This is a genomic window from Flavobacterium sp. 22659 (assembly GCF_052044235.1).
Classification (GTDB): Bacteria; Bacteroidota; Bacteroidia; order Flavobacteriales; family Flavobacteriaceae; genus Flavobacterium; species Flavobacterium johnsoniae.
Genome location: NZ_JBQEMU010000011.1, coordinates 91,564 through 115,434, shown reverse-complemented (window position 1 = coordinate 115,434; position 23,871 = coordinate 91,564). Strand labels below are relative to the sequence as shown.

General features: G+C 34.3%; 25 protein-coding genes and 1 tRNA gene (1 of these 26 only partly in view). 15 read left to right on the top strand and 11 right to left on the bottom strand.

The window, feature by feature from the left end; translation table 11 throughout:
• The first annotated feature begins 279 nt into the window (after window positions 1–279).
• The 3 genes from ACTJIW_RS12980 to ACTJIW_RS12970 all read left to right on the top strand — a co-directional run bounded on the left by ACTJIW_RS12980 (window position 280) and on the right by ACTJIW_RS12970 (window position 3,488).
• The gene (locus tag ACTJIW_RS12980) at window positions 280–735 is read left to right on the top strand and encodes a ferritin-like domain-containing protein (protein WP_440714441.1); all 456 of its coding nucleotides are present in this window, start codon (window positions 280–282) and stop codon (window positions 733–735) included.
• A 143-nt stretch (window positions 736–878) separates the two neighbouring features.
• Window positions 879–1,460 (top strand): hypothetical protein, encoded by a 582-nt coding sequence (locus ACTJIW_RS12975; RefSeq protein WP_440714442.1) that lies wholly within the window; start codon window positions 879–881, stop codon window positions 1,458–1,460.
• A gap of 159 nt (window positions 1,461–1,619) precedes the next feature.
• Window positions 1,620–3,488 carry a peptidase U32 family protein gene (locus ACTJIW_RS12970; RefSeq protein ID WP_440714443.1) on the top strand — a complete coding sequence of 623 codons (1,869 nt, stop codon included), beginning with the start codon at window positions 1,620–1,622 and terminating at the stop codon, window positions 3,486–3,488.
• Window positions 3,489–3,528: 40 nt separating this feature from the next.
• Here ACTJIW_RS12970 and ACTJIW_RS12965 read toward each other — a convergent pair whose 3' ends face one another.
• A complete protein-coding gene (locus ACTJIW_RS12965; RefSeq protein ID WP_440714444.1) occupies window positions 3,529–4,314 on the bottom strand; it encodes a hypothetical protein in 786 nt (261 codons plus the stop codon).
• Window positions 4,315–4,893: 579 nt separating this feature from the next.
• On the opposite strand from ACTJIW_RS12965, the gene purT reads away from it, so the two are divergent.
• Genes purT through ACTJIW_RS12950 form a run of 3 tightly spaced genes read left to right on the top strand, consistent with a single transcriptional unit; the run spans window position 4,894 to window position 6,952 of the window.
• Complete coding sequence (purT, locus tag ACTJIW_RS12960; RefSeq protein WP_440714445.1) at window positions 4,894–6,054, top strand: formate-dependent phosphoribosylglycinamide formyltransferase; 1,161 nt, start codon at window positions 4,894–4,896, stop codon at window positions 6,052–6,054.
• A gap of 2 nt (window positions 6,055–6,056) precedes the next feature.
• A complete protein-coding gene (locus ACTJIW_RS12955) occupies window positions 6,057–6,377 on the top strand; it encodes a DUF6370 family protein (RefSeq protein WP_440714446.1) in 321 nt (106 codons plus the stop codon).
• Window positions 6,377–6,952, top strand: coding sequence for a Crp/Fnr family transcriptional regulator (locus tag ACTJIW_RS12950; RefSeq protein ID WP_066032734.1), 576 nt, complete (start codon window positions 6,377–6,379; stop codon window positions 6,950–6,952). Before ACTJIW_RS12955 ends, ACTJIW_RS12950 begins: the two co-directional genes overlap by 1 nt.
• 187 nt (window positions 6,953–7,139) lie before the next feature.
• Here the strand turns inward: ACTJIW_RS12950 and aceA are convergent, their stop codons facing one another.
• Window positions 7,140–8,420 (bottom strand): isocitrate lyase, encoded by a 1,281-nt coding sequence (gene aceA, locus ACTJIW_RS12945; protein WP_440714447.1) that lies wholly within the window; start codon window positions 8,418–8,420, stop codon window positions 7,140–7,142.
• Window positions 8,421–8,747: 327 nt separating this feature from the next.
• Entirely contained in the window at window positions 8,748–10,349 is a 1,602-nt protein-coding gene (gene aceB, locus ACTJIW_RS12940; RefSeq protein ID WP_440714448.1) for a malate synthase A, read from the bottom strand.
• Between the two features lie 197 nt (window positions 10,350–10,546).
• On the opposite strand from aceB, the gene ACTJIW_RS12935 reads away from it, so the two are divergent.
• The 5 genes from ACTJIW_RS12935 (at window position 10,547) to ACTJIW_RS12915 (ending at window position 15,002) form a co-directional block, all read left to right on the top strand.
• Window positions 10,547–12,028 (top strand): XRE family transcriptional regulator, encoded by a 1,482-nt coding sequence (locus ACTJIW_RS12935; protein ID WP_121362238.1) that lies wholly within the window; start codon window positions 10,547–10,549, stop codon window positions 12,026–12,028.
• A gap of 6 nt (window positions 12,029–12,034) precedes the next feature.
• Complete coding sequence (locus tag ACTJIW_RS12930; protein ID WP_440714449.1) at window positions 12,035–12,394, top strand: hypothetical protein; 360 nt, start codon at window positions 12,035–12,037, stop codon at window positions 12,392–12,394.
• A gap of 686 nt (window positions 12,395–13,080) precedes the next feature.
• On the top strand, window positions 13,081–13,797 hold the full coding sequence (locus ACTJIW_RS12925) for a pirin family protein (protein WP_440714450.1): 717 nt from the start codon (window positions 13,081–13,083) through the stop codon (window positions 13,795–13,797).
• A gap of 165 nt (window positions 13,798–13,962) precedes the next feature.
• A complete protein-coding gene (locus ACTJIW_RS12920; protein WP_440714451.1) occupies window positions 13,963–14,193 on the top strand; it encodes a (4Fe-4S)-binding protein in 231 nt (76 codons plus the stop codon).
• A 275-nt stretch (window positions 14,194–14,468) separates the two neighbouring features.
• Complete coding sequence (locus ACTJIW_RS12915; RefSeq protein ID WP_073407833.1) at window positions 14,469–15,002, top strand: YceI family protein; 534 nt, start codon at window positions 14,469–14,471, stop codon at window positions 15,000–15,002.
• Window positions 15,003–15,154: 152 nt separating this feature from the next.
• On the opposite strand, the gene ACTJIW_RS12910 is transcribed toward ACTJIW_RS12915, so the two are convergent.
• Complete coding sequence (locus ACTJIW_RS12910) at window positions 15,155–16,015, bottom strand: helix-turn-helix domain-containing protein (RefSeq protein ID WP_440714452.1); 861 nt, start codon at window positions 16,013–16,015, stop codon at window positions 15,155–15,157.
• 96 nt (window positions 16,016–16,111) lie between these two features.
• Between ACTJIW_RS12910 and ACTJIW_RS12905 the strand changes: the two genes are divergently transcribed.
• Both ACTJIW_RS12905 and fabD read left to right on the top strand, forming a co-directional pair.
• Window positions 16,112–16,474, top strand: a complete 363-nt coding sequence (locus tag ACTJIW_RS12905; protein WP_012023807.1) for a DUF983 domain-containing protein — start codon at window positions 16,112–16,114, stop codon at window positions 16,472–16,474.
• Between the two features lie 72 nt (window positions 16,475–16,546).
• The gene (fabD, locus tag ACTJIW_RS12900) at window positions 16,547–17,419 is read left to right on the top strand and encodes an ACP S-malonyltransferase (RefSeq protein ID WP_073407835.1); all 873 of its coding nucleotides are present in this window, start codon (window positions 16,547–16,549) and stop codon (window positions 17,417–17,419) included.
• A gap of 97 nt (window positions 17,420–17,516) precedes the next feature.
• Here the strand turns inward: fabD and ACTJIW_RS12895 are convergent, their stop codons facing one another.
• The 5 genes from ACTJIW_RS12895 to ACTJIW_RS12875 all read right to left on the bottom strand — a co-directional run bounded on the left by ACTJIW_RS12895 (window position 17,517) and on the right by ACTJIW_RS12875 (window position 21,249).
• Window positions 17,517–17,843 carry a hypothetical protein gene (locus ACTJIW_RS12895; RefSeq protein ID WP_440714453.1) on the bottom strand — a complete coding sequence of 109 codons (327 nt, stop codon included), beginning with the start codon at window positions 17,841–17,843 and terminating at the stop codon, window positions 17,517–17,519.
• Complete coding sequence (locus ACTJIW_RS12890; protein WP_149208433.1) at window positions 17,828–18,022, bottom strand: hypothetical protein; 195 nt, start codon at window positions 18,020–18,022, stop codon at window positions 17,828–17,830. Before ACTJIW_RS12890 ends, ACTJIW_RS12895 begins: the two co-directional genes overlap by 16 nt.
• Window positions 18,023–18,071: 49 nt before the next feature.
• Window positions 18,072–18,977 (bottom strand): DMT family transporter, encoded by a 906-nt coding sequence (locus ACTJIW_RS12885; RefSeq protein ID WP_440714454.1) that lies wholly within the window; start codon window positions 18,975–18,977, stop codon window positions 18,072–18,074.
• Window positions 18,978–19,064: 87 nt separating this feature from the next.
• Window positions 19,065–20,081, bottom strand: a complete 1,017-nt coding sequence (galE, locus tag ACTJIW_RS12880) for a UDP-glucose 4-epimerase GalE (protein ID WP_440714455.1) — start codon at window positions 20,079–20,081, stop codon at window positions 19,065–19,067.
• Between the two features lie 34 nt (window positions 20,082–20,115).
• Entirely contained in the window at window positions 20,116–21,249 is a 1,134-nt protein-coding gene (locus ACTJIW_RS12875) for a DegT/DnrJ/EryC1/StrS family aminotransferase (protein ID WP_073407838.1), read from the bottom strand.
• A 135-nt stretch (window positions 21,250–21,384) separates the two neighbouring features.
• Between ACTJIW_RS12875 and ACTJIW_RS12870 the strand changes: the two genes are divergently transcribed.
• Both ACTJIW_RS12870 and ACTJIW_RS12865 read left to right on the top strand, forming a co-directional pair.
• Complete coding sequence (locus ACTJIW_RS12870) at window positions 21,385–22,614, top strand: 3-deoxy-D-manno-octulosonic acid transferase (protein WP_440714456.1); 1,230 nt, start codon at window positions 21,385–21,387, stop codon at window positions 22,612–22,614.
• Window positions 22,615–22,964: 350 nt separating this feature from the next.
• Window positions 22,965–23,189 carry a PG1828 family lipoprotein gene (locus ACTJIW_RS12865; protein WP_012023801.1) on the top strand — a complete coding sequence of 75 codons (225 nt, stop codon included), beginning with the start codon at window positions 22,965–22,967 and terminating at the stop codon, window positions 23,187–23,189.
• 119 nt (window positions 23,190–23,308) lie between these two features.
• Here ACTJIW_RS12865 and ACTJIW_RS12860 read toward each other — a convergent pair whose 3' ends face one another.
• Together ACTJIW_RS12860 and ACTJIW_RS12855 are read right to left on the bottom strand one after the other, a co-directional pair.
• The gene (locus ACTJIW_RS12860; RefSeq protein WP_012023800.1) at window positions 23,309–23,689 is read right to left on the bottom strand and encodes a hypothetical protein; all 381 of its coding nucleotides are present in this window, start codon (window positions 23,687–23,689) and stop codon (window positions 23,309–23,311) included.
• A 147-nt stretch (window positions 23,690–23,836) separates the two neighbouring features.
• Window positions 23,837–23,871: transfer RNA gene (locus tag ACTJIW_RS12855), tRNA-OTHER, on the bottom strand (it continues 86 nt past the right edge of the window).

The window sequence follows — 23,871 nt, the reverse complement described above, 5'->3', positions numbered from 1 at the left end:
TAATTTGGGCATGTCCCTTCGGGTCGGGCTTTCGGCTATATCTTTTATTCCGCTCCGCTTCATAAAAGGATACTGCCTCAATCCCTCACGCAAACCATAAAACGAGAACATTCATTTTCAAAAGAAAAAAATCTCCTAGATCTGCTAAATCTGCATGAAACAAAAAAAATTACAAAATTCCCATTCTACAATATTATAAAACCTTGAATATAATCCTGTAAAACATAACACTTTATAAATCGCCAACTTTGTAATGTATTAATTTAAAAACTATTAGTCATGTTACATACAGATGAAACCACACAAGAAGCAGTTAAAACTTTAGAAGGATTAATTTCAATTCTCGAAGATGGAAAACTAGGATATACAAATGCTGCCGAACATGTAGAAAACCCGGCAATGAAAACCGATTTTCTGGAATATGCCAGAGAAAGAGCTTTATATATTGTAGAATTACAAGACGAAATCAACAAACTAGGGAAATCAACAGATAATTCAGGCGGAGGTCCGCTTGGAGCTTTACACCGTACATGGATTGATATTAAATCAGCTTTTACAGGCGGTGACACAGAAGCCATTATAAATGCTTGTATTACGGGTGAAGAAGCCGCAATCGAAAAATATAAAAAGGCACTTGAAGAAAACCATTTAGAACATGATCAAGTATATATCGTTTCAAAACAACTAAACGGTATCCAGAATACTTTATCACAAATTAAAATGAGAGCAAATTAATCGATTGGTTCATGCTTTTTTTTGAAAACTGCCCGGTCTTCGGATTGGGCGGTTTTTTTTATTTGTTTATTTAATAAAACAATTCTTATATTTGTGCGCTAAAAAAATCTTAACTAATCAAATAAAACCTAATGAAATTTATAATGCGCTTTCTATTTACATTTGTTCTTTTTATCAGCCACTTTTCTAATCATTTAAGAGCACAAGCAACAGGTAACTTCATTAAGGCATCAATAGGTTACGGATCAAGTTCTTCTTATTATATTGAAGATTATGGAAGTCAAGACGAAGTAGATGTTATGGGAGGTGGCCTTTATCTTCAAGGAGAATATATTATAGGAATAAAATCATGGTTTAGTATAAGACCTTACGCCGGTGCCATTTTTGAATCTGCTGATAAAAATCAAAATCTGCAAAATCAACCTCAATATAAAGTAACAACTAATGCTTTTTTGATGGGAGGGAAAGTTCGTCTTTGTGCCCCAATTCCATGGGTCGCTCCATTTATTGAAGGTGGTGTCGGAACGTCTATTGGTAAATTCGAGACCTTTACACCCAACGTTAATTTTAATAAAAGTGATGTTTTACTACATATTCCATTTAGTATTGGATTGGCTGTCGGCAGACATAATAATTTCGAAATCGGAATTTCTGGATATTTTCATCCAGCTGCAAAACAGTCTACCGCCGTATTTGCACTTGGATATAATTTTCCGCTCGATTAACTATATTTCTTAATTCTTAATTAAAAATTTCATTTATCTTCATTCCATATTGCGTTAACAAATTCAAAAAAATCGCTTCATCACTAGCAAACTCGAATAATTTATTAGACCTTTGCACACTTTTTTTCGGGAATACCACAAAAGTCTAAAGTTTTAGAAATGAAGAAGAAAATCGAAATATTAGCTCCTGCTAGAGATTTAATTGGAGGAATCGCTGCCATAAACAGTGGCGCCGATGCTGTATATATTGGCGCGCCACAATTTGGAGCACGCTCTAATGCCAACAACTCTATTGAAGATGTTGCCGAACTGGTAAAATATGCTCACTTATTTAACGCACAGGTTTTTGTGGTTATCAATACCATTTTGTATGATAACGAGTTAGAAACTTGCCGTGCCATGATTTGGGAATTATACGATATTGGTGTCGATGCATTGATCATTCAGGATATGGCGATTATGGAAATGGACCTGCCTCCTATCGTACTTCACGCCAGTACGCAAGCCAATAACCGTGATGCTGATAAAATTAAATTCCTTAAAGATGCCGGAATCAAACGTGTCGTTTTAGCACGCGAATTAAACCTGCATCAAATTAAAACAATATACGATCACGCTGATGTTGAACTTGAGTTTTTCGTAACTGGAGCTTTATGCGTTTCTTTCAGCGGAAACTGTTACATGAGTGTGGCAAACGGAGAACGAAGCGCGAACCGTGGTTCTTGCGCTCAAAACTGCCGTTTACCTTATAACTTAATCGACGGAAACGGAGATACTTTAATCAGAAACAGTCACTTGCTTTCGATTAAAGATTTAGATGTTTCAGATCAGATTCCAAATTTGATTGAAGCCGGAATTGTTTCTTTCAAAATCGAAGGACGTTTAAAAGACGTTGCGTACGTTAAAAATAACGTATCTTATCTTCGTCAAAAATTAGACAGTTATCTTGAAGGAAGCGATAAATACGTCAAAGCCTCTTCTGGAAAATGTACGTATACTTTTGATTCTACATTAAGCAGAACTTTTAACCGTGGTTATACCGATTATTTCGTAAACGAAAGACACAGTTCTATTGGTTCTTGGGAAAGCCCAAAATCAAAAGGTCAATATATTGGTAAATTAATTAGAACTGCTGGCGGTGCTTACGAAATCGAAAACGGTGAATTATTAAACAACGGTGATGGACTTTGCTTTATCAACGAAAATAATGAAGCTGACGGAATCTATGTAAACAAAGCCGAAAACGGAAAAGTATATCCAAACGTTTTAAAAGAAATCAAAGACGGAACTTTCATCTATAGAAATAACGATGCTGCTTTCATCAAAATTGTTGAAAGAGAAGACAGTGCCATCCGTAAAATTGGAACTACATTATTGCTTACTGAAAACGAAAACGGTTTTGAATTAATCGCTACCGACGAAGATGGAAATGTAAGTACAGTAAAGTTAGAACACGCAAAAGAAAAAACTAAAACTGGTGAATCGATCGAAGAAAACATTAAAGTTCAATTGGCAAAAACAGGTTTTACACCTTACAGCGCCGATGAAATCAACATTATGTTTTCTCAAAACTGGTTTCTTCCTATTTCAAAAATCAACGAAATGAGAAGAAATGTTTTCGAACAATTATCAGAAATTCGTTTGGCAAACTACGTTCGCGAAGAACACCAATTGGTAAAAACGTCACATCCTTACCCAGAAACCAAACTGGATTTCATGTACAACGTTTCGAACAAAACGGCTCGTAAATTCTACGAACGCCACGGTGTTACTGAAATCGAAAAAGCATTCGAATTACAATGGGATCCAGGAAAATCTCGTGTAATGACAACCAAATACTGCATCAAATACGAGTTGAAAAAATGTCCGATACACCAAAAAGACATCGTAGGTGTTAAGGTAAAAGAACCATTGGTTTTAAAACAGGGAGAATTAGAATACAAACTAAAATTCAACTGCAAACCCTGCGAAATGGAAATCTGGGAAAAAGATGCCGAATTTGAGATTGAAGAAGATCATTTTCATTAATATAAAAAAAGCGATACTTAATTAGGTATCGCTTTTTTGTTTATTTCTTCTTCGTAGTTTTTGCTTTTGAATCAGGCGGTGTAATCTTTATTTTGGTTGCCTTTAATGCTGATTTTGATTCTGTTTTTTTCTCTCGTTTTACATTATATAAATCTACGACCTTTTCAATGTCATCATATTTATACTCTTTATCTTCAATTTTTTTAGCAATTTCAGGATTATCGCTAAAATAATAAACTCCATATTCCTTAAAAAAAGCATTATAACCTGCAGAAAGAGCGTTTGAACTCACAGAAACCAGCACAGGATAATCTTCATTACTTCTTTTTAAGTAATGATTTATTTCTTTAGAAACCACCTGCATTTTCTTTACTTTAACCTTTTCTTTCGTTTTTTCATCCTCAACCTTCACTTCTTTTATTCCGTATTCTTCACCACCTAAATATAAAGAAGCCTTACCTGTAATAATTTTACAAATCCAGTTTTCATCAATAACCTTAAATTCTGTTCCCTTCTTTTTATACACCTTTGTTTTTGTTCTTACAAAAGTATAAGACAATTTTTTATTGTCGTCTAAAATTTGAATAGAATCTATATCACTGCTGGCGTACTTTTCATTCTCCTCGCCAACTTTTATTTTTACTTTTTTATCTGCAAGCCCAGGAAAGTTAACTATTCCGCTGACTTTTTGTTTATCTTTTTTAAAAATTACAGCATTAGCTTTTTGTTCTCCCATTCCAAAATTAAATGTAATTCCGGCTGATTGTGAATGTACGAACGATGTAATGCATAAAGCACTCATTATTAAAATAAAATTTATTCTCATCTTATGATTATTATTTGTTTTGCGGGCAAATATAGAAATATACTAATGGCTGCATCAAAATTCCCGAATTAATTTAACCTGAATTTTCTACAAATATTTATAAGCGTTATTTTCGTCATAAACATATAAATTTGGGCGTGTCCCTCCGGGTCGGGCTATCCGTTCCAAGTCCTCGCACTTCCTTCGTCAGGCTGCGGGCTTTCCACTTCTATCCCTCACGCGAACGTATTCATAAGAACTTTAACATTTATAATTCCCAGAATCTTGTCATTTCGAGGAACGAGAAATCACACTAGAAACTCCACAATCAAAATCGCCAATCTTTGTCGAATCCCGAGTGTGATTTCTCGTTCCTCGAAATGACAAACTGTGTGGTTACTATTTCTAAAACGTAAGTTGGTTATTAAATTAAATCTGCCGAATCTCCAAAATCTGCGTGAAAAATTCTTTGCGAGCTTTTTTTATCTTAAAAACAAAAACTTAGTGTTCTTTGCGCTCCCGATAGCTATCGGGATTGCGAACTTTGCGGTTAAAACCTTTTTCCCTACTTTTACTACTCAAACATTACAACACTCCAAAATGAAAATATTACTCCTAGGTTCAGGCGAATTAGGCAAAGAATTTGTCATTGCCGCACAACGAATCGGACAAACCATAATTGCAGTTGACAGTTACGAAAATGCACCGGCAATGCAAGTCGCACACGGTTTTGAAGTCATCAATATGCTTGACGGCGAAGCTCTTGACCGAATCGTAGCCAAACACCAACCCGATTTTATAGTTCCCGAAATAGAAGCCATTCGCACCGAACGTTTTTACGATTACGAAAAACAAGGAATCACCGTTGTTCCTTCAGCGAAAGCGGCAAACTTTACCATGAATCGTAAAGCTATTCGCGATTTAGCAGCAAAAGAATTGGGATTAAGAACAGCAAAATATGAATACGCAACTTCGGCAGAAGAACTTCAAAAAGCCGTTCTAGAAATTGGAATTCCTTGCGTGGTAAAACCATTAATGTCATCCTCAGGAAAAGGACAATCGACTATCAAAACAGAAAGCGATATTGAAAAAGCATGGCAATATGCCGTTGCGGGTTCGCGTGGCGATGTTATCGAAGTAATTGTTGAAGCATTTGTAGATTTCCATTCAGAAATTACGCTTTTAACAATTACTCAAAATGACAATCCAACTTTATTCTGCGCTCCAATTGGTCACAGACAAGAAAGAGGTGATTATCAGGAAAGCTGGCAGCCAGCTTTGGTTTCAGAAAAAGATTTGTACGAAGCACAGGATATGGCCGAAAAAATTACCGAAGCGCTTGGCGGAGCTGGACTTTTTGGTGTTGAATTTTTCCTTACTAAAGAAGGTGTTTATTTCTCTGAACTTTCCCCTCGTCCTCACGATACCGGAATGGTAACTTTAGCAGGAACACAGAATTTTAATGAATTTGAACTGCATTTAAGAGCCATTTTAAGCCTTCCAATTTTCGAAATTACTTTAGAAAAAGCCGGAGCAAGTGCTGTAATTTTAGCATCTGAAGATTCAGCAAATCCAACTTTTACCGGAATCGAAAAAGTAGCCGCTTTACCAAAAACCGATTTCAGGATTTTCGGAAAACCAACTTCAAGACCGTACCGCAGAATGGGAGTTGTTTTAAGCCACGATACACTTTCGACTCCAATCAATGAAATAACAGAACGTGCCAAAAAAACGGCAAAATTAATAACTGTAAACTCTTAAAAATGAAAAAACTTATATTCATGATTTTCCTGTTTATTGGAATTTCAGTGCAGGCACAAGACAAAAAGAAATTTGACAAACCAACAATCGTGGAAGCTTCGTGTGGAGAATGCCAATTTGGTATGAAAGGCAAAAGCTGTGATTTAGCAGTTCGCATCGACGGAAAAAGCTATTTCGTGGACGGAACTACAATTCACGATCACGGTGATGCACACTCAGAAAAAGGTTTCTGTAATGCAATAAGCAAAGCTTTAGTTACAGGAGAAATTAAAGGAAACAGATTCAAAGCAACTTCATTTACTTTAATCGACGATAAAAAATAATGGCATTAATTCTCGAAAACATTGCCAAACACGTTTCTCTGACACCAGAAGAACAGGCGCTTTTTTTATCTAAACTAGAAACCAACACTTACAAAGCCAAAACGCTTTTATTAAATGCCGGCGAAGTATGCAAACATTCGTATTTTGTAAATTCAGGTATTTTAAGAAGTTTCAATATCAACGATAATATTGTTGAACATGTTTTATCATTTGCCTGCGAAGGCTGGTGGATGAGTGATATGTACAGTTATTTTTCGCAAAAACCGGGACAGCTTTTTATTGAAGTTCTGGAAGAAGCTGAAGTGGTTTCGTTATCTAAAGAAAATCAGGAACAATTGTATCTTGAAATTCCAAAATTGGAGCGATTTTTTAGAATTTTAATCGAAAACTCTTTAGTTGCCAACCAACAGCGATTAATGGACAACTTGAGTTTACCCGCCGAAGAACGTTTCGAAAAATTCACAAAAAAATACGGAACATTGGTACACAAAGTTCCTCAAAAACAAATCGCTTCTTTCATTGGTGTAACACCTGAATTCTTCAGCAAAATGAAAGCTCGCCTTTTGAAAAAGTAAAATTATTTAGCCACAGATTTCACAGATTAAAGGATTAAAAAAATATTGCCACGAATTACACAAATTTTCACAAATTAAAATGAAATTCGTGAAAATTTGTGTAATTCGTGGCAAAAAAAAATCCTTTTAATCTGTGAAATCTGTGGCCATAAAAAAGCCAGTTCATTAAACTGGCTTTTCTTTTGAATTAAAATTGCTCAACCTCTGTAGAATGTTCCATTGCGGTTATTGCTGATTTCCCTAACATTACCGTATTTTGAACGGCATCAAAATAAGAAGTTCCCACAAAAGCCTGATGTTTTACAGCTCTGAATCCGTTTTTCTGCAAAGCAAATTCACGTTCCTGCAATTCAGAATATCCTGCCATTCCTCGCTCTTTGTAAGCTTTAGACAATTCAAACATGCTCGTATTCAAAGCGTGGAATCCTGCTAAAGTAATGAACTGAAAACTATATCCCATTGCTGCTAAATCTTCTCTGAATGTTTCCATTTCAGCAACTGATAACTTTGCTGCCCAATTGAAAGACGGCGAACAATTGTAAGCCAGCATTTTATCTGGGAATTCCTTTTTCATTGCTTTTGCAAATTTTCTTGCATAATCCAAATCTGGATTACTGGTTTCCATCCAAATTAAATCGGCGTATGGTGCGTAACTTAAACCTCTTGCAATTCCCTGATCAATTCCGTTTTTAACGTAGAAGAAACCTTCAGTCGTTTTTTCACCTGTTAAAAACTTTCTATCTCTTGGATCCGCATCGCTTGTTAGTAAATTAGCTGCATCGGCATCTGTTCGAGCAACTATTAAAGTTGAAACTCCCATAACATCTGATGCCAAACGTGCTGCAATTAATTTATTAATTGCCTCTTGCGTTGGAACTAAAACCTTTCCACCCAAGTGTCCGCATTTTTTAGCAGAACTTAATTGATCTTCAAAATGAACTCCGGAAGCTCCTGCTTCAATCATAGATTTCATTAATTCGAAAGCATTTAAATTGCCGCCAAAACCTGCTTCGGCATCAGCCACAATGGGAACTAAATAATCTTTTCTATCTTCAATATTATTTACAGTCTGAATCTGATCAGCACGCAATAAAGCGTTGTTGATCTTTTTTACCACCATCGGAACGCTGTTTACCGGGTAAAGCGATTGGTCAGGATACATTTCTCCCGCCAGATTTGCATCAGCAGCAACCTGCCATCCACTTAAGTAAATTGCTTCTAAACCCGCATCGACTTCCTGAATCGCCTGATTTCCAGTCAACGCTCCCAAACCTGCAACATAATCCTGACTTTTTAACTTTCTCCATAATTTCTCTGCACCCATTTTGGCAATAGAATGCTCAATTTTATAAGACCCCTGAAGTGTTACTACTTCGCTTGCAGTGTAAGGACGCTCAACTCCTTTCCATCTCGGGTTCGTAATCCAATCGTTAATCAATTCCTGAATTCTGTCTTCTGTTGTTTTCATAATATAGTTTAGTTAAAGTGGTTCGTTAATAAAGTTTTCAGTCTCGTTTCTCAGTTTTCAGTTTGAACCAAGATTTTAAACACATAGAAACATAGTTATACTTTGTGGTTAAAGGCGTTTCACTTGTTTCAATACACATAGTTACCTATGCATGAAAAACTAGTTTTTTTCTTTTCTCTTTTTACAGAAAAAATAAAATCTATGTTTCTATGTGTTTAAACAATTTAAGTCTAAGTTTGATTTTCATTGTATCTGCCTGATCTGCTAAATCTGCGAGAAAAAAATATTAGCCCGCAGATCTGGCAGATTGAGCAGATTTTAAAAAATTTATAAGTATTTATAACATGGAAGAGTAAGGAAATCCACAAAATGCAGGTTTACAACCAGTCTTTCCAGCATTTTTTCGGCTAATGGAAATTGTTGTTTTTCATAATTTTCTTCTCCTAGCTCTTCCTTAATTTTTCTGAATTCATCTAAAGCCAATTCATGATAATAAGCCAAATCTAATTTTCGTCCATTATCTAAAATCACTTTATTCTGAAGCCATTGCCACAATTGCGATCTTGAAATTTCGGCCGTTGCAGCATCTTCCATCAAATTATGCAAAGCGGCGGCGCCTTGTCCGTTTAGCCATGAAGCCAGATATAGAACTCCAACATTGATATTTTTGCGAACACCGTTTTCGGTTATCAGCCCAATTGGTGGTTCAATCAAATCGGCTTCTGTAATTTTTCGATGCTCTCTTTTTACATGAATCTGATTTGGAGTTGGCATTCCTTTATCAAAAATCTCTTTTGCAATTGAAACTAAATCTGGATGCGCTACCCAAGTTCCGTCGTGTCCATTTTTAACTTCACGCTCTTTATCGGTTCTTACTTTTGCGAAAGCGACTGCATTGGCTTCTTCATTATTTCGAATCGGAATCTGTGCTGCCATTCCTCCAATTGCATGAATTCCACGTTTATGACATCTTTGAATTACCAGATTTGAATAAGCATTCATAAAAGGCGAAGTCATAGTTACCTGATCGCGATCTGGTACAATGAATTTTGGATTTTTTCTAAACTTTTTGATGTATGAGAAAATATAATCCCAGCGTCCGCAGTTTAAGCCAACAATATGTTCTTTCAATTCGTAAATGATTTCATCCAGCTGAAAACTTGCCGTTATCGTTTCAATTAAAACCGTCACTTTTATCGTTCCTCTGTTCAGTTTTAAATAATCCTCCGTAAAATCGATTACATTATTCCACCAGCGCGCTTCCAGGTAATGCTCTAATTTCGGTATGTAGAAATACGGTCCTGAATTGTTTTCTAATAGTCGTTTATGATTGTGAAAAACATATAAACCAAAATCTACCAAAGAACCCGAAACCTCATTTCCTTCAACTAGAACATGTTTTTCTGGCAAATGCAAACCTCTTGGACGCACAATTAGCGTGGCAATTTTTTCATTTAAATGATACGATTTCTGTTTCACCAAATCAGTATACGTAATTGTTTTGTTTACCGCATCTATTAAATTTACTTGACCATCCATAAGATTTTGCCAGGTTGGCGAAGTGCTGTCTTCAAAATCGGCCATGAAAGTTTTTGCTCCCGAATTCAACGCATTGATAATCATTTTGCGGTCAACCGGCCCAGTAATTTCTACTCTTCGATCCAGTAAATCTTTCGGAATTTCTCCAGCTTTCCAACTGCCTTCTCTCACACTTTTGGTTTCTGGAATAAAAACCGGCATAATTCCCTGATCAAAAGTGACTTGTTTCTGCTCACGCTGTAAAAGCAATAGTTTTCGCTGTGATTCGAATTTTCTATGCAATTCAGTTATAAAAACAATGGCTTCTTCTGTCCAGATCTTTGGATAACGAAGCTTCTTTTCGGCTAAAAATTCCATTGCCGTTTCGGTAATTTCTAATTGGTTTTTCATAGCTGTGGTTTTTAATTTCATTAGCAGTAATTGAATCGATTCTATGTTTTTCAAAAACACAAATCCATAACAAACTGATAATTAATATTTTCTACACCACAATATTAGAAAAAAGTTTTTTACAAAACAAGCGAACGTTCGCTAAAAATAAAAAATAATTTTTTGGCGATTATTTTTAGAATACCTATATTTGGTTCATGGATATCGAAAAAGACTATATAAAGCTGATCTTCGGATTAAAATTGAAGCAAGTCAGAACGCAAAAAAATCTGTCTCTTTTTGGCTTGGCCAAATTGACAAATCTTTCAAAATCGTATTTAAACGAGATTGAAAAGGGGAAGAAATATCCAAAAACAGATAAAATTTTATTGCTCTGCGAACATTTGGACGTGACTTATGACCAAATGGTGTCTTTAAAACTTGATAACAACCTCGCTCCAATTGGCGAAATCTTGAAATCAGGCATTTTAAAAGAGATTCCGCTAGAGCTTTTCGGAATTCAAGAAGCCGATTTAATTGATATTATTGCCAATGCACCTGCAAAAGTCAATGCTTTTATCAGCACCATTATCGAAATTGCACAGCATTATAATTTAAGTCGCGAAAGTTTCTTTTTAGCCGCTTTGCGTTCGTATCAGGAAGCGCACAGTAATTATTTTGAAGATTTAGAAGAAAAAGTAATTGCATTTTCGAAGTCGTTTCAAATCAACCTGGATTCTAAAATCAGCGTTGAAGAATTGGAAGCGATTTTAAAAGAAGAATACGAATACCATATCAAAGAAATCGTTTTTACAGATCAGGAAGCTTTGGGCGATTTGCGCTCGATTTATGTTCCAAAAAGCAAAACTTTATTACTTTCTACAGAACTTGACGCTCCGCAGAAAGCATTTATTTTAGCTAAAGAAATAGCTTATAATTACCTAAAAATCTCTGATCGTTTATTGACTTTCAGCTGGATTAAGTTTGAAAATTTTGATCAGGTTTTGCACAACTTTTATGCTTCTTATTTTGCTGGTGCTTTGTTACTGCCAAGAAAATTAGTGGTGGATAAAATCAATTCTTTTTTAGAAAATGAGAATCCGAAACCGGAAGAATTTGTTCAATTAATTGAAAGTTTTGAGGTTTCGCCTGAATCTTTTTATCAGCGATTGACCAATTTATTACCAAAAGATTTTCAACTGAAGAATTTATTCTTTTTAAGACTATCACACCGAATTGGTTCTGATGTTTACCAAATTAATAAAGAATTACACATTACACATCAGCAAGAACCGCACGCCAACGAAACCAACGAGCATTATTGTAGAAGATGGGTTTCGGTTAAAACAATAGACGAAGCCATCAAACAAAATAAATCTCATTTTTTTGATGCGCAAATTTCAAGTTATGCGAATAGCGGAAACGAATATTTAGTATTTTCATCGGCTACAAAAGATCCTTTTCTGCATGATACCATTCGAAGTATTTCTGTCGGAATTTTGATTAATCCAACAATGAAAAAGAAATTCAAGGTCATTGACGGAAAACCTTTGGTGAAACGAATTGTTGGTGTAACTTGCGAAACCTGTGCTGTTCAGGATTGTCTGGAAAGAGCAGCACCGCCAATTGTTTTAGAAAGAAAAAAACGCCATGAGAATACCGATGCTGTTGTACAGCAGTTTATGAATCAATATAGTTAGAATGCCATGAAATATTTTACTTTACTAATCACCCTGTTTTTCATCAACTTCACTCAAAAAACAGATAAACTTACCGGCCGTTACAATTATTTAATTGAAGAAGACAATGCTTACATCCAAAAAGATAAAATTACTTTTAAGGACAGCATTTTTGCCTTTGACAACAAATATCTACCGAAAGGAAAAGTTTCTTATGGCAATGTAATACTATTGGATAATTTCATTAATACTGATTTAGTTATAAGTATTCCAAAAGATCAAATCGAAAAAGATACGATTCTATTTTATATGCATGATAAGCAAAGTTCTGCTTCGAATTATCTTGACGAAGTAGTTGGGAAAGGGAAATTAATTAAGATTAAATAATTCAGCGCAATCTTGTCATCCTAAGGAACGAAGGATCACACTCGGAAGTCAACAAAGATTGGCGATTATGCAGGCGGAATTTCTTGTGTGATCCTTCGTTCCTCAGGATGACAAACCATACGATTAATTTGAAGCAAAAAATCACTTTATAATTTCAATCTTTGCGGAGTTACTTGCGAAGATTTCTCCTTCGTCAAAATGACAAATCATGCTAGTACTTTGAGATAAAAAAAACTTTATAATTTCCAATCTTTGTAGAGCTACTTGCGAAGATTTCTCCTTCGTCGAAATGACAAATCATGTTGGTACTTTGAGATAAAAAAACTTTATAATTTCCAATCTTTGTAGAGCTACTTGCGAAGATTTCTCCTTCGTCGAAATGACAAACCATGTGGCTCCTTTGAGGTAAAACGTTTAAACTTCTGCACCTTTGAACCTTCTTATAAAAATGAAACTTCCCGCATAGCCCCGATAGAAGTGGAAATCCTTTTGTGGTGGGGTTCACCACAAAAGATTGTAACGGATAGCGGGACTAAACGTCTTTTGAAAACGATTCTTTCTGCTCCAGAAAAAACTTAGTATCTCAGCACCTTAAAACCTTAGAATCTTTTCTTAATCTACATTAAGTGCTTTTCGTTTACATCGGCTGTATCTTTGTACTATCAAAATCAATAAAAGACAAAATCATGGAAAATATAGTATTGCACAAAGCAGACACAAGAGGAAATGCGAATCACGGATGGTTAAACGCTTATCATAGCTTTAGTTTCGCGAGCTGGTACAATCCAGACAGAATTCAGTTTGGAGCACTTCGTGTTTTGAATGACGATACAATTGCAGCGGGAATGGGATTTGGAACTCACCCTCACGATAATATGGAAATTATTACGATTCCATTAGAAGGTGATTTGGCTCACAAAGACAGCATGGGAAATACTGAAGTAATCAAAAATGGTGACATTCAGGTTATGAGTGCAGGAACAGGAATTCAGCATAGTGAGTTTAATCCGAACGCAGATCAGCAGACTAAATTGTTACAAATTTGGCTGTTTCCGAACAAAAGAAATGTTACACCACGTTACCAGCAGATTACTTTAAATGTTGCTGACAGACATAATAAATTAGCACAAGTTTTATCTCCAAATGCTGATGACGAAGGAGTATGGATTCACCAGGATGCGTGGTTCAATATGGGTAATTTCGATTCTGGAGTTACTGCTGAATATAAAATCAAAAAAGAAGGAAACGGAGTTTATGCTTTCGTTTTGAAAGGAAATGTTACCATCAACGGTCAGGAATTAAATTCTCGTGATGCGGTTGGAATTTCAGGAACTGACACTTTGAATATTAAAGCAAATACAGACGCTGAATTTTTATTAATGGACATTCCAATGAATTATTAATTCAAACAAAAAAATTAATACCTGTACTTTGAAACGATAATAAATCTGAAAATCAGATTATTATCGTTTCTTTTTTTTTTCCCATTTCAAAAAAGAAAGACTAACTTTATAAATAAGAAAATTGGTCTGACTTTAAAATTAAATTCATCCTTAAAATTTTAAACCATGAATCCAAATAACCTCATTAAAGAATATACAAACGGAGAAGTTACGATTGTGTGGCAATCTGGAAAATGCATTCACTCGGCAAATTGTGTCAAAAACAATCCAGATGTATTTCGTCCAAAAGAAAAACCGTGGATTACTCCAGAACAATCTACAACTGAGAAAATAATTTCTACTGTTAATAAATGTCCGTCGGGAGCGCTGACATTTTATATGAATAACAAAAGCTAAGCTTTAAGCATTAGTTTTTTCGCCACAGATTAAAAGGATTAAATTGATTTTTTTCGCCACAAATTTTCACAAATTTTGATTCAATTTATTTCGTGGAAATTCGTGTAATTCGTGGCAATATATTTTTTTTAATCCTTTTAATCTGTGTAATCTGTGGCAAAAACAATCATCTTTTTTATTTCTTAATCTAGATTAAGTGCTCCAGGACAACTCTCACCGTAACTTTGTCCTATCAAAATGAAATTAATTATTTAAAATATTTAAAAAATAAAATTATGGCAACTACAAAATGGTCAATTGACCCAACTCACTCAGAAATTGGTTTTAAAGTTAAACACATGATGTTTACGAATGTTTCAGGAAAATTTGGAACTTATGATGCTTCTGCAATCACAGAAGGTGAAAGTTTTGATAACGCAGATTTCAGTTTTTCTGCTGATATCGCTTCAGTAGATACTGCAAATGCAGATCGCGACGGACATTTAAGAAGTGGCGATTTCTTTGACGCTGAAAATCATCCAAAATTAACTTTCAAATCTTCTGCTTTCAAAAAGATCAATGATGGTGAATATGAATTAACTGGAGATTTAGACATTAAAGGTGTTTCTAAAACAGTAAAATTCCCAGTTGAATTTAGTGGAATCATGACTGATCCTTGGGGAAATACAAAAGTAGGTTTAAGCATAGAAGGAAAAATAAATCGTAAAGATTGGGGTTTAAACTGGAACTCAGCTCTTGAAACGGGTGGTGTTTTGGTAGGCGAAGAAGTTCGCTTGAACATTGAATTACAATTTGTAAAACAAGCCTAATACTTTATAATAGGTTTTAATTTGGTTGGTTAAAAAGCCTGTACCTTCTCGGGGTACAGGCTTTTTTGCTTTTGAGAACGGGGGCTTCGACTTCGCTCANTCGTATTCTTAAAGATATCATATGTCAGGCTGAGCGAAGTCGAAGCTCTTTCTTACTTTACATTTCTAAATTCAGTCGGCGACATTCCAGTTTGTTTTTTGAAGAAGCGGGAGAAATACGAGTAATCTTCGTAACCGACTTTGAATGCGACTTCGTTTACAGCTAATTGCTTATCGATCAGCATTCTTTTTATTTCCAGAATCACTCTGTCTGTAATTACTTCTGTTGCTGTTTTTTGGAGAATTTCGTTGCAGATTCTGTTTAAATGTTTTAGCGTTATATTTAATTTCTCTGCATAAAATGAAGGTAGTTTTTCGGTTCTAAAATATTCTTCTAAAAGTGATTCAAACTTGTTGATTTTGATATTGTATGAATGCGTTTGATGTGAATACGTTTCACCATATTTTCTCGCTACTTCAATATGGATACAATCTAACAAATTCAACAATTTATCTAATTGATATTTGTTGTCTTGGCTATTTTCCTGAATCAATAAATCGAAATAAGGCTGGATTTTCGGGATTTCTTTTTCTTCAAAAACCATTTCTGGTCGGTTTTGAATAGAATGGTAAAAATTATAATCGTTGATCTTTTTTTGTCCGAAATACAAATTGTACAATTCCTGCGAAAAGATAATTACAAAACCTTCAATGTCTTCAGATAAATTCCAATGGTGCATTTGTCCCGGCTGCAGCACAAAAAGACTTCCTCTTTTGATTTCAAATTGGTCAAAATCGACTTCGTGCAATCCCGAACCTTTTGTAAAAAAGACCATTAAATACGAGTCATGACGGTGCGGTTCTTCGACAAAACTGTGACTTTTTAAATGCTCTTTAAAAGTATTGACGTAAAAATCGCGGTGAATATCGTTACAGCTAAAATTCTGAACACTATAAATGGGATATCGTTTCATAAAAAATGTCTTTATTGTGCTATAATAAGCGAAGATACTAAAAAGACTTTTATAATGCTCTGAATTACCTTTGTATAAACAAAAATCAACAATATCATGTCAAGCGCATTAACTCATATTTTAAAAAACGAATGTCCTGTTTGTCATAAAGGAAAAGTTTTTACAGACAAGAATATTTTTCTGAATTTCAGTTTTCCAAAAATGAATGAATACTGCAGTCATTGCAATTACAAATTCCAAAAAGAGCCTGGTTATTTCTTTGGTGCCATGTACGTAAACTATGGATTAACCGTGGCTCAGGGAATTGCAACGTATTGTATTGCACAGTTTTTCTTTGAAACAAATTTCGATTTAAGAATCCTTCCAATTATTGCCGTAACCATTACTTTGCTTACTCCTTTTAATCTTAGATTTTCAAGATTAGCATGGATTTATATGTTTAAGGATTATTCGAGCTAAAAAAATAGTACTTTTGCCTTCCAATTGAAACTAATTTTCAATTTTAAAAAAAGTAAAAATTAAATTAGACAAATGAAAGCATACGTATTTCCGGGTCAGGGTGCACAATTCACAGGAATGGGTAAAGACCTTTATGAAAATTCGGCTTTAGCCAAAGAATTATTCGAAAAAGCTAATGAAATATTAGGTTTCAGAATTACAGATATCATGTTTGAAGGCACTGCCGAAGAACTAAAAGAAACTAAAGTTACACAGCCTGCAGTATTTTTACATTCTGTTATTTTGGCGAAAACTTTAGAAGATTTCAAACCGGAAATGGTTGCAGGGCACTCATTAGGAGAATTTTCAGCTTTGGTTGCTAACGGAACTTTATCTTTTGAAGATGGTTTAAAATTAGTTTCTCAACGTGCTCTTGCAATGCAGAAAGCCTGCGAAATCACTCCATCTACAATGGCTGCTGTTTTAGGTTTAGCTGATAATGTTGTTGAAGAAGTTTGCGCTTCTATCGATGGTGTTGTGGTTGCAGCAAACTATAACTGCCCTGGACAATTAGTAATTTCTGGTGAAACTACTGCTGTTGAAAAAGCTTGCGAAGCAATGAAAGCTGCAGGAGCAAAACGTGCTTTAATTTTACCTGTTGGAGGAGCTTTCCACTCACCAATGATGGAACCAGCAAGAGAAGAATTGGCTGCCGCAATTGAAGCAACTAATTTCTCTGCTCCTATTTGCCCAGTGTATCAAAACGTTACTGCAAATGCAGTTTCTGATGCTAATGAAATTAAAAAGAACTTAATCATTCAATTGACTGCTCCTGTAAAATGGACTCAGTCTGTTCAGCAAATGATCGCTGATGGTGCTACTTTATTTACTGAAGTTGGTCCTGGAAAAGTCTTGACTGGATTGATTAATAAAATTGACAAAGAAGCTGCTGTTGCTAATGCTTAATTTTTAAGTGTTCAGTCGCAGTGACAGTTTTCAGTTGTTAACTGTATAAAAAACAATAAATCCTCATATACTTTGATAAGTTTATGAGGATTTTATTTTATAATTCCTTTGCTTCTTCGCTGTAATTATTTAGGATTCCAGTAATAAGATAATTTTGATTACTCTTTTCAAAAAATATATACCAAGTTGTTCTGGCGTTGGGTTTATAAAATACATATTCTGAGCCTAAATGCTTAAGAGATTTTGAGGTTTTCTTATGTGGAGATTTTCTAATCTTTTCAGGAACTGCGTCATAAATATTATCAACATATTCTTCAGCTGATTCTATAAAACCAAAATATTCCTTTTTATACAAGATTAAAACCAAATCATCAAGATAACTAATTACTGATGGAGTAAAAACAACTTCTATTTTCCCCACCATTCTCTAATTCTCCTTTTTGCTTCCTCTTTTGCTTCCTCTGGCGTTAATCCTTTTGCAAATTCAGCATCAAAATCAAAAGTTTCACGATCTATACCTTTAAATTTTGGTTTTTGAACTTCGTATTCTACTCTTGGCTCTTCGACCTTGTTATTCTTTTTATTTTCTTTATCCGAACTCATTATTCCTACATTTTAATCTTACAAATTTACAAAATAAACTAAATCAAATTTATAAAGTTTTCTTCTCCTTCTTTTTGTAATTAATAACAAAAACCCCCAAAATAATCAGGATTGTTGCAATTATAAAATCAATGGTGATTTTTTCATCCAAAATCAGCCAGCCAAAAAATACCGCAATTATGGTGTTGATATACGCCAAAATAGAAACCTGAACCGGAGTAACGTGTTTCAAAGCGTAATTATAGCTAAAAAAAGCAATTACAGATCCAAAAATTGACAAATACAATGCTGCAAAAATACTTTTAGTACTCCATAAATTCACATCAATAGTGGGCGAAAAAATAAATGCCAAAACAATCTGAATACACGAAGCCATTGTAAACTGGTAAAATAAATTAAGAACTATATTTTTAGATTTATTCCCATGAAGTTTGGTATAAATTGTTCCGGCCGCCCAGGCAGTAATTGCAAATCCCATAAACATCATTCCAATTCTGTAATCGGCATCTAAAAAAGATCCTAGTCCGTCTTTAAATATAAAAACGACTCCCGAAAATCCTATTATGACTCCAATAAATCCTCTTAAACTTGGTTTTTGTAATTTAAATAAAATACTGCCCAGAAAAATAAGTATAGGAGCCATAGCACTAATTACCGAAGCCAGTCCGCTTGGCACAGTCTGTTCAGCAACAGTTGTAAAACCATTTGCAATTACAATCATCAAAATAGAAGGAACCAGCTGGTGTTTTAAATTTTCCCACCCAATCCATTTCAATTCTTTTTTAAACAATAAAATCATCATCATGATTATTCCCGCCAATCCCTGACGAATTGAGGTTACAAACCAAGGCGGAATAGTTTCAACCGCAACTCTAATACCCAAAAAGGTAGTTCCCCAAATAATTCCAACAGCCGCTAAGGCAAATATTAGTTTATAGTCTAAACTTTGTTTCATGATAATTAATACGTTAAAAAAAAAATCCCAAACTATACTGCTATAATTTGGGATCTTAAAATTTTATAATTTTAACTAATAAAGAATTTATTTATTCCTCACTTTTTGTTCCCATTTCCAGGCGCTTGCCATTGCTTCGTCTAAACTAAGTTCTGCCTTCCAACCTAAGACATTATTTGCCTTATCTGTATTTGCATAAGCTTCAGTAATATCACCTTCACGACGAGGCATCATTTTATAAGGCAGTTTTTTACCGCTGACTTTTTCAAAGCTATGAATGACTTCTAAAACAGAACTTCCTTTTCCTGTTCCTAAATTGAAGGTTTCTACTTTTGCTGCATTCTTTTTATTAAATAAACGCTGTAAAGCAATTACGTGCGCTTTTGCTAAATCGACAACATGAATATAGTCGCGAACCGCAGTACCGTCCGGTGTTGGATAATCATTTCCAAAAACCGATAATTCCTGGCGTAAACCAACTCCAGTCTGCGTAATAAACGGAACTAAATTTTGAGGAACTCCCAACGGAAGCTCTCCAATTTCAGCTGTTTCATGTGCTCCAACCGGATTGAAATAACGTAATAAAATCGCGCTGATATTAGTAACCTTTGCAGCATCAGCAATAATTTCTTCTCCCATCTGTTTGGTATTTCCGTAAGGAGACATTGCAGTTTGTACCGGAGCATCTTCTGTAATTGGCATTTTTTCGGCTTGACCGTAAACCGTACAAGAAGAACTGAAAATAAAACTTGCTTCAGGTTTTTGCTGTAATTCCTGTAAAAGATAAACTAAACTGCTAATGTTGTTTTCATAATACAACAAAGGCTGTTCAACACTTTCACCAACTGCTTTTGAAGCTGCAAAATGAATCACACCAGTAACATCATTGTGTTTTTTAAAGAAATCCCGAACGGCGCTTTTTTCTCTTAAATCAATTTTTTCGAATAAAGGCGTTTTTCCTGTAATCGCGGTAATCCCTTTTAAAACATCTTCTGAAGAATTAGAAAGATTATCAATGATCACTACCTCATAGCCTTCGTTTTGCAATTCGACTACAGTGTGAGAACCGATAAATCCTAATCCTCCTGTTACTAATACTTTCATTTATTGGGTTGTTTTGTGGTTATTTTGGCTTTTATTATTTATTTAAAAATTCTAAAACAGAATCGGTAATAAATTTAATTTGTTCGTCGTCAAGCTCAGTATGCATTGGTAAAGCAATTACTTCCTGTACCAATTGATTAGTTACCGGGAACTGCTCTTCTTTATAACGAGGATCTAAGTATGCTTTTTGAGAATGCAATGGAATTGGATAGTAAATTGCACATGGAATTCCTTTGTCTAATAAATGCTGCATTAAAGCATTTCTATCAGCATCTAAAATTCTCAACACATATTGATGAAAAACGTGATCATTTTCGTTTGCATCAAAATCCGGAGTAATAATTTTTGCATTTCCAGCAAAAGCTGCATTGTATTTTGTTGCTGCTAAACGACGTGCTGCATTATATTCATCTAAAAGCGGCAATTTTGCATTTAAAACTCCAGCCTGAATACTGTCTAAACGAGAATTTACACCTACAACATCGTGATGGTAACGCTCGTACATTCCGTGATTTACAATTCCACGGATGATGTGTGCTAATTTATCATCATTTGTAAAAATTGCTCCTCCGTCTCCATAACATCCTAAGTTTTTAGACGGGAAGAACGAAGTTGCTGCAACGTGGCCAATTGTTCCTACTTTTGATTTTGTTCCAGATTTAGAGATATAATCTGCTCCAATTGCCTGTGCATTATCTTCAATTACATATAAATTATGTTCTGCAGCAATTTCCATAATCGCGTCCATATTCGCCGCACGTCCAAATAAATGAACTGGAACAATTGCTTTTGTTTTTGGCGTGATTGCTTTTTTCACTGCATCAATATCGATGTTCATATTATGCAGATCAACATCGACTAAAACCGGAGTCAATTGCAATAAAGCAATTACCTCAACAGTTGCTGCAAAAGTAAAATCGGCAGTAATTACCTCGTCACCTGGTTTTAAATCTAATCCCATCATTGCAATCTGCAAAGCATCTGTACCATTTGCACATGGAATCACATGTTTTGCTCCTAAATAGTCTTCAAGATTTTTTTGAAACTGATGAACTAATGGCCCGTTAATATAAGTATTTGTGTCTAAAACTTCTTGAATAGAAGCATCTACAGTAGATTTTATTTTTTCGTATTGACTCTTTAAGTCAACCATTTGTATTTTTTTCATTTTTGAATAATGTTTAAAATTAAAGACTCTATTTTAGACAGAAATCTCTAAAAGGAGGAACAAAAATAGTTATTAATAGCTTCAAACCAATGAAAATAGTCGAAAGAAATGTAATTTAGCTGCAAAAAAAATTACATGCTTTTTTTATACAATCTAACCATTTACATCGCAGGATTTTTCTTAAAAATCATAGCGCTATTTAGTCCGAAAATTAAGCTTTTTGTGGAAGGCCGAAAAAATGTATTTTCTGTTTTAGAAGAAAAAATCAAAGCAGACGATAAAACTATTTGGTTTCATTCGGCATCACTTGGCGAATACGAACAAGGGCTTCCAGTAATTGAAAAAATCAAAGAAAAATATCCATCTCACAAAATTATTGTAACCTTTTTTTCACCATCTGGATACGAAGTGCGTAAAAATAACACAGTTGCCGATGTGACAATTTATCTACCGCTTGATACTAAAAGCAATGCAAAGAGATTTTTAAAATTAGTTCATCCCGAATTTGCTTTTTTCATTAAATATGAGTTTTGGCTGAATTATTTAAACGAATTAGAAAAAAGCAAAACACCAACTTATTTGATTTCAGGTATTTTTAGAGACAGCCAGATGTTTTTTAAATGGTATGGCGGATTTTACAGAAAAGCCCTAAACGCCTTCACTTACTTTTTTGTTCAAAATGAAAGGTCAAAACAAAAAATCGAAGCGATTGGTTTTAAAAACGTAATTGTTTCCGGCGATACTCGTTTTGATCGGGTAAATGCCATCTTGGAAAGAGACAATACCCTGGACTATGTTGAAAATTTTAAAAACAATCAGCTGACTATTGTAATTGGAAGTTCATGGCCGAAAGACGAAGTTTTATTAATAGAATATATTAATCAGGCACCGGAAAATGTAAAATTTATCATTGCACCGCATAATATAAAGACAGATCAAATTTCAAATCTTAAATCACAAATTACAAAGTCAACCATTTTATTTTCTGAGAAAGAAAACAAAGATTTATCTAATTATAATGTCTTTATAATTGACACAATTGGAATTCTGACTAAAATTTACAGTTACGGAACAATCGCTTACGTAGGCGGAGGATTTGGAAATCCCGGAATCCATAATATTCTTGAACCTGCAACATTTGGAATCCCAATAGTTATTGGACCTAATTATTCAAATTTTGCAGAAGCTGTATCTTTAGTTGAACTTGGAGGCTGTATTTCCATAACAAACTTCCTGGAACTAAAAGAGATTTTAGACCGCTTAATTAACGATCCGAAATTGCTAACAGAAAAAAGTCATATTTGTAAGTCATTTATTCAGAACAACAAAGGAGCCACAAATACGATTATGAAAATAGTTTCATAAATATTCTGGTCTTTAATTTTGAAGTTTTGAAGCTGTAATTTAATTAAAGTTCATTTTAAGAACCATTTTTTCATTACACAAGGAAACAGAATTATCCTTAAAAAGCAAAATAAAACGCAACAGAGGCAATCAAAACAGCCAAATTTTCGACAGAATATTCAACAAATAATTATTTACACAAAACATTAGATAATTTAAGATAATTTTATAAATTTGGCATATTATTTGATAAATAAGATAAACGTGAGCAGAGGAAAATATTTTAAAAAAAAAGTGAAAAAATATTTTACATATTAAAAAATTTATATCTTTGCCACGAATTAATAATTAACCTTTTATAATAAAGTAAGATGAAAAAAGTATTTTTAAGTTTAGCTGTTGTTGCTGTTTTAACTGTTGTATCTTGTAAAAAAGCTGACGCTGCAGCTACTGAAACTGTAGATTCTACTGCTGTTGCTGTTGATTCTGCTGCTACTGTAGTTGATTCTGCTGCTGCAACTGTTGATTCTGCTGCTGCTAAAGTTGATTCTGCTGCTGCAAAAGTAGAAGATGCTGCTAAAGAAGTAAAAAAATAATTAGAACCTAAGTTCTAAAAATTTTAAAACCATCGAAATCGATGGTTTTTTTTTTGGCCAAATCTCAATATTGAGCCATAAAAAAAGCGTTCATTTTCATGAACGCTTTTTTTTATTATCTACTCTTCCACTTCTTCCTCCTCAAAAACCTCCTCATCTTCAAAAATAGACTCACTTGAAGAAAAATCAAGAATCTCAGCTCTTGAAGCATACGTTACAATTTCCTTTATCCCTTTCTGAAGAAGCAATTCTGTAGTATATTTTCGACTTGTCGCAAAATGAACATCACCAAGCATCAATTTAAAAAAATACTTCCCTCCTGAGCCTTTAAACTTCAAAAACCTAGCAAGCTCAATTGTCGATTTAAATTTCTCAATATCCTCTTCACACTCAAACCTCAACTCATAACTTAAACTCGTAAAAATAACTTTCCCTTTTCTAGATGTAAACACAAACTTATATTCATCATTAAACCGCTTGCTAATTACAAAAGCACCCATATTTTTATTTTAAATTTTAGATTGTTGATTTTAGACTTTAAGCCTCCTCAAATCTTCAGATTCTTTTAAAATTAATTCTTTACAAATTAATTTCAAACTATTGAGTTTGCACAATAAAAAAAGCCTCTTCAAAAGAAGAGGCTTTAGTACTCAGAGCGGGACTTGAACCCGCACGAACATTG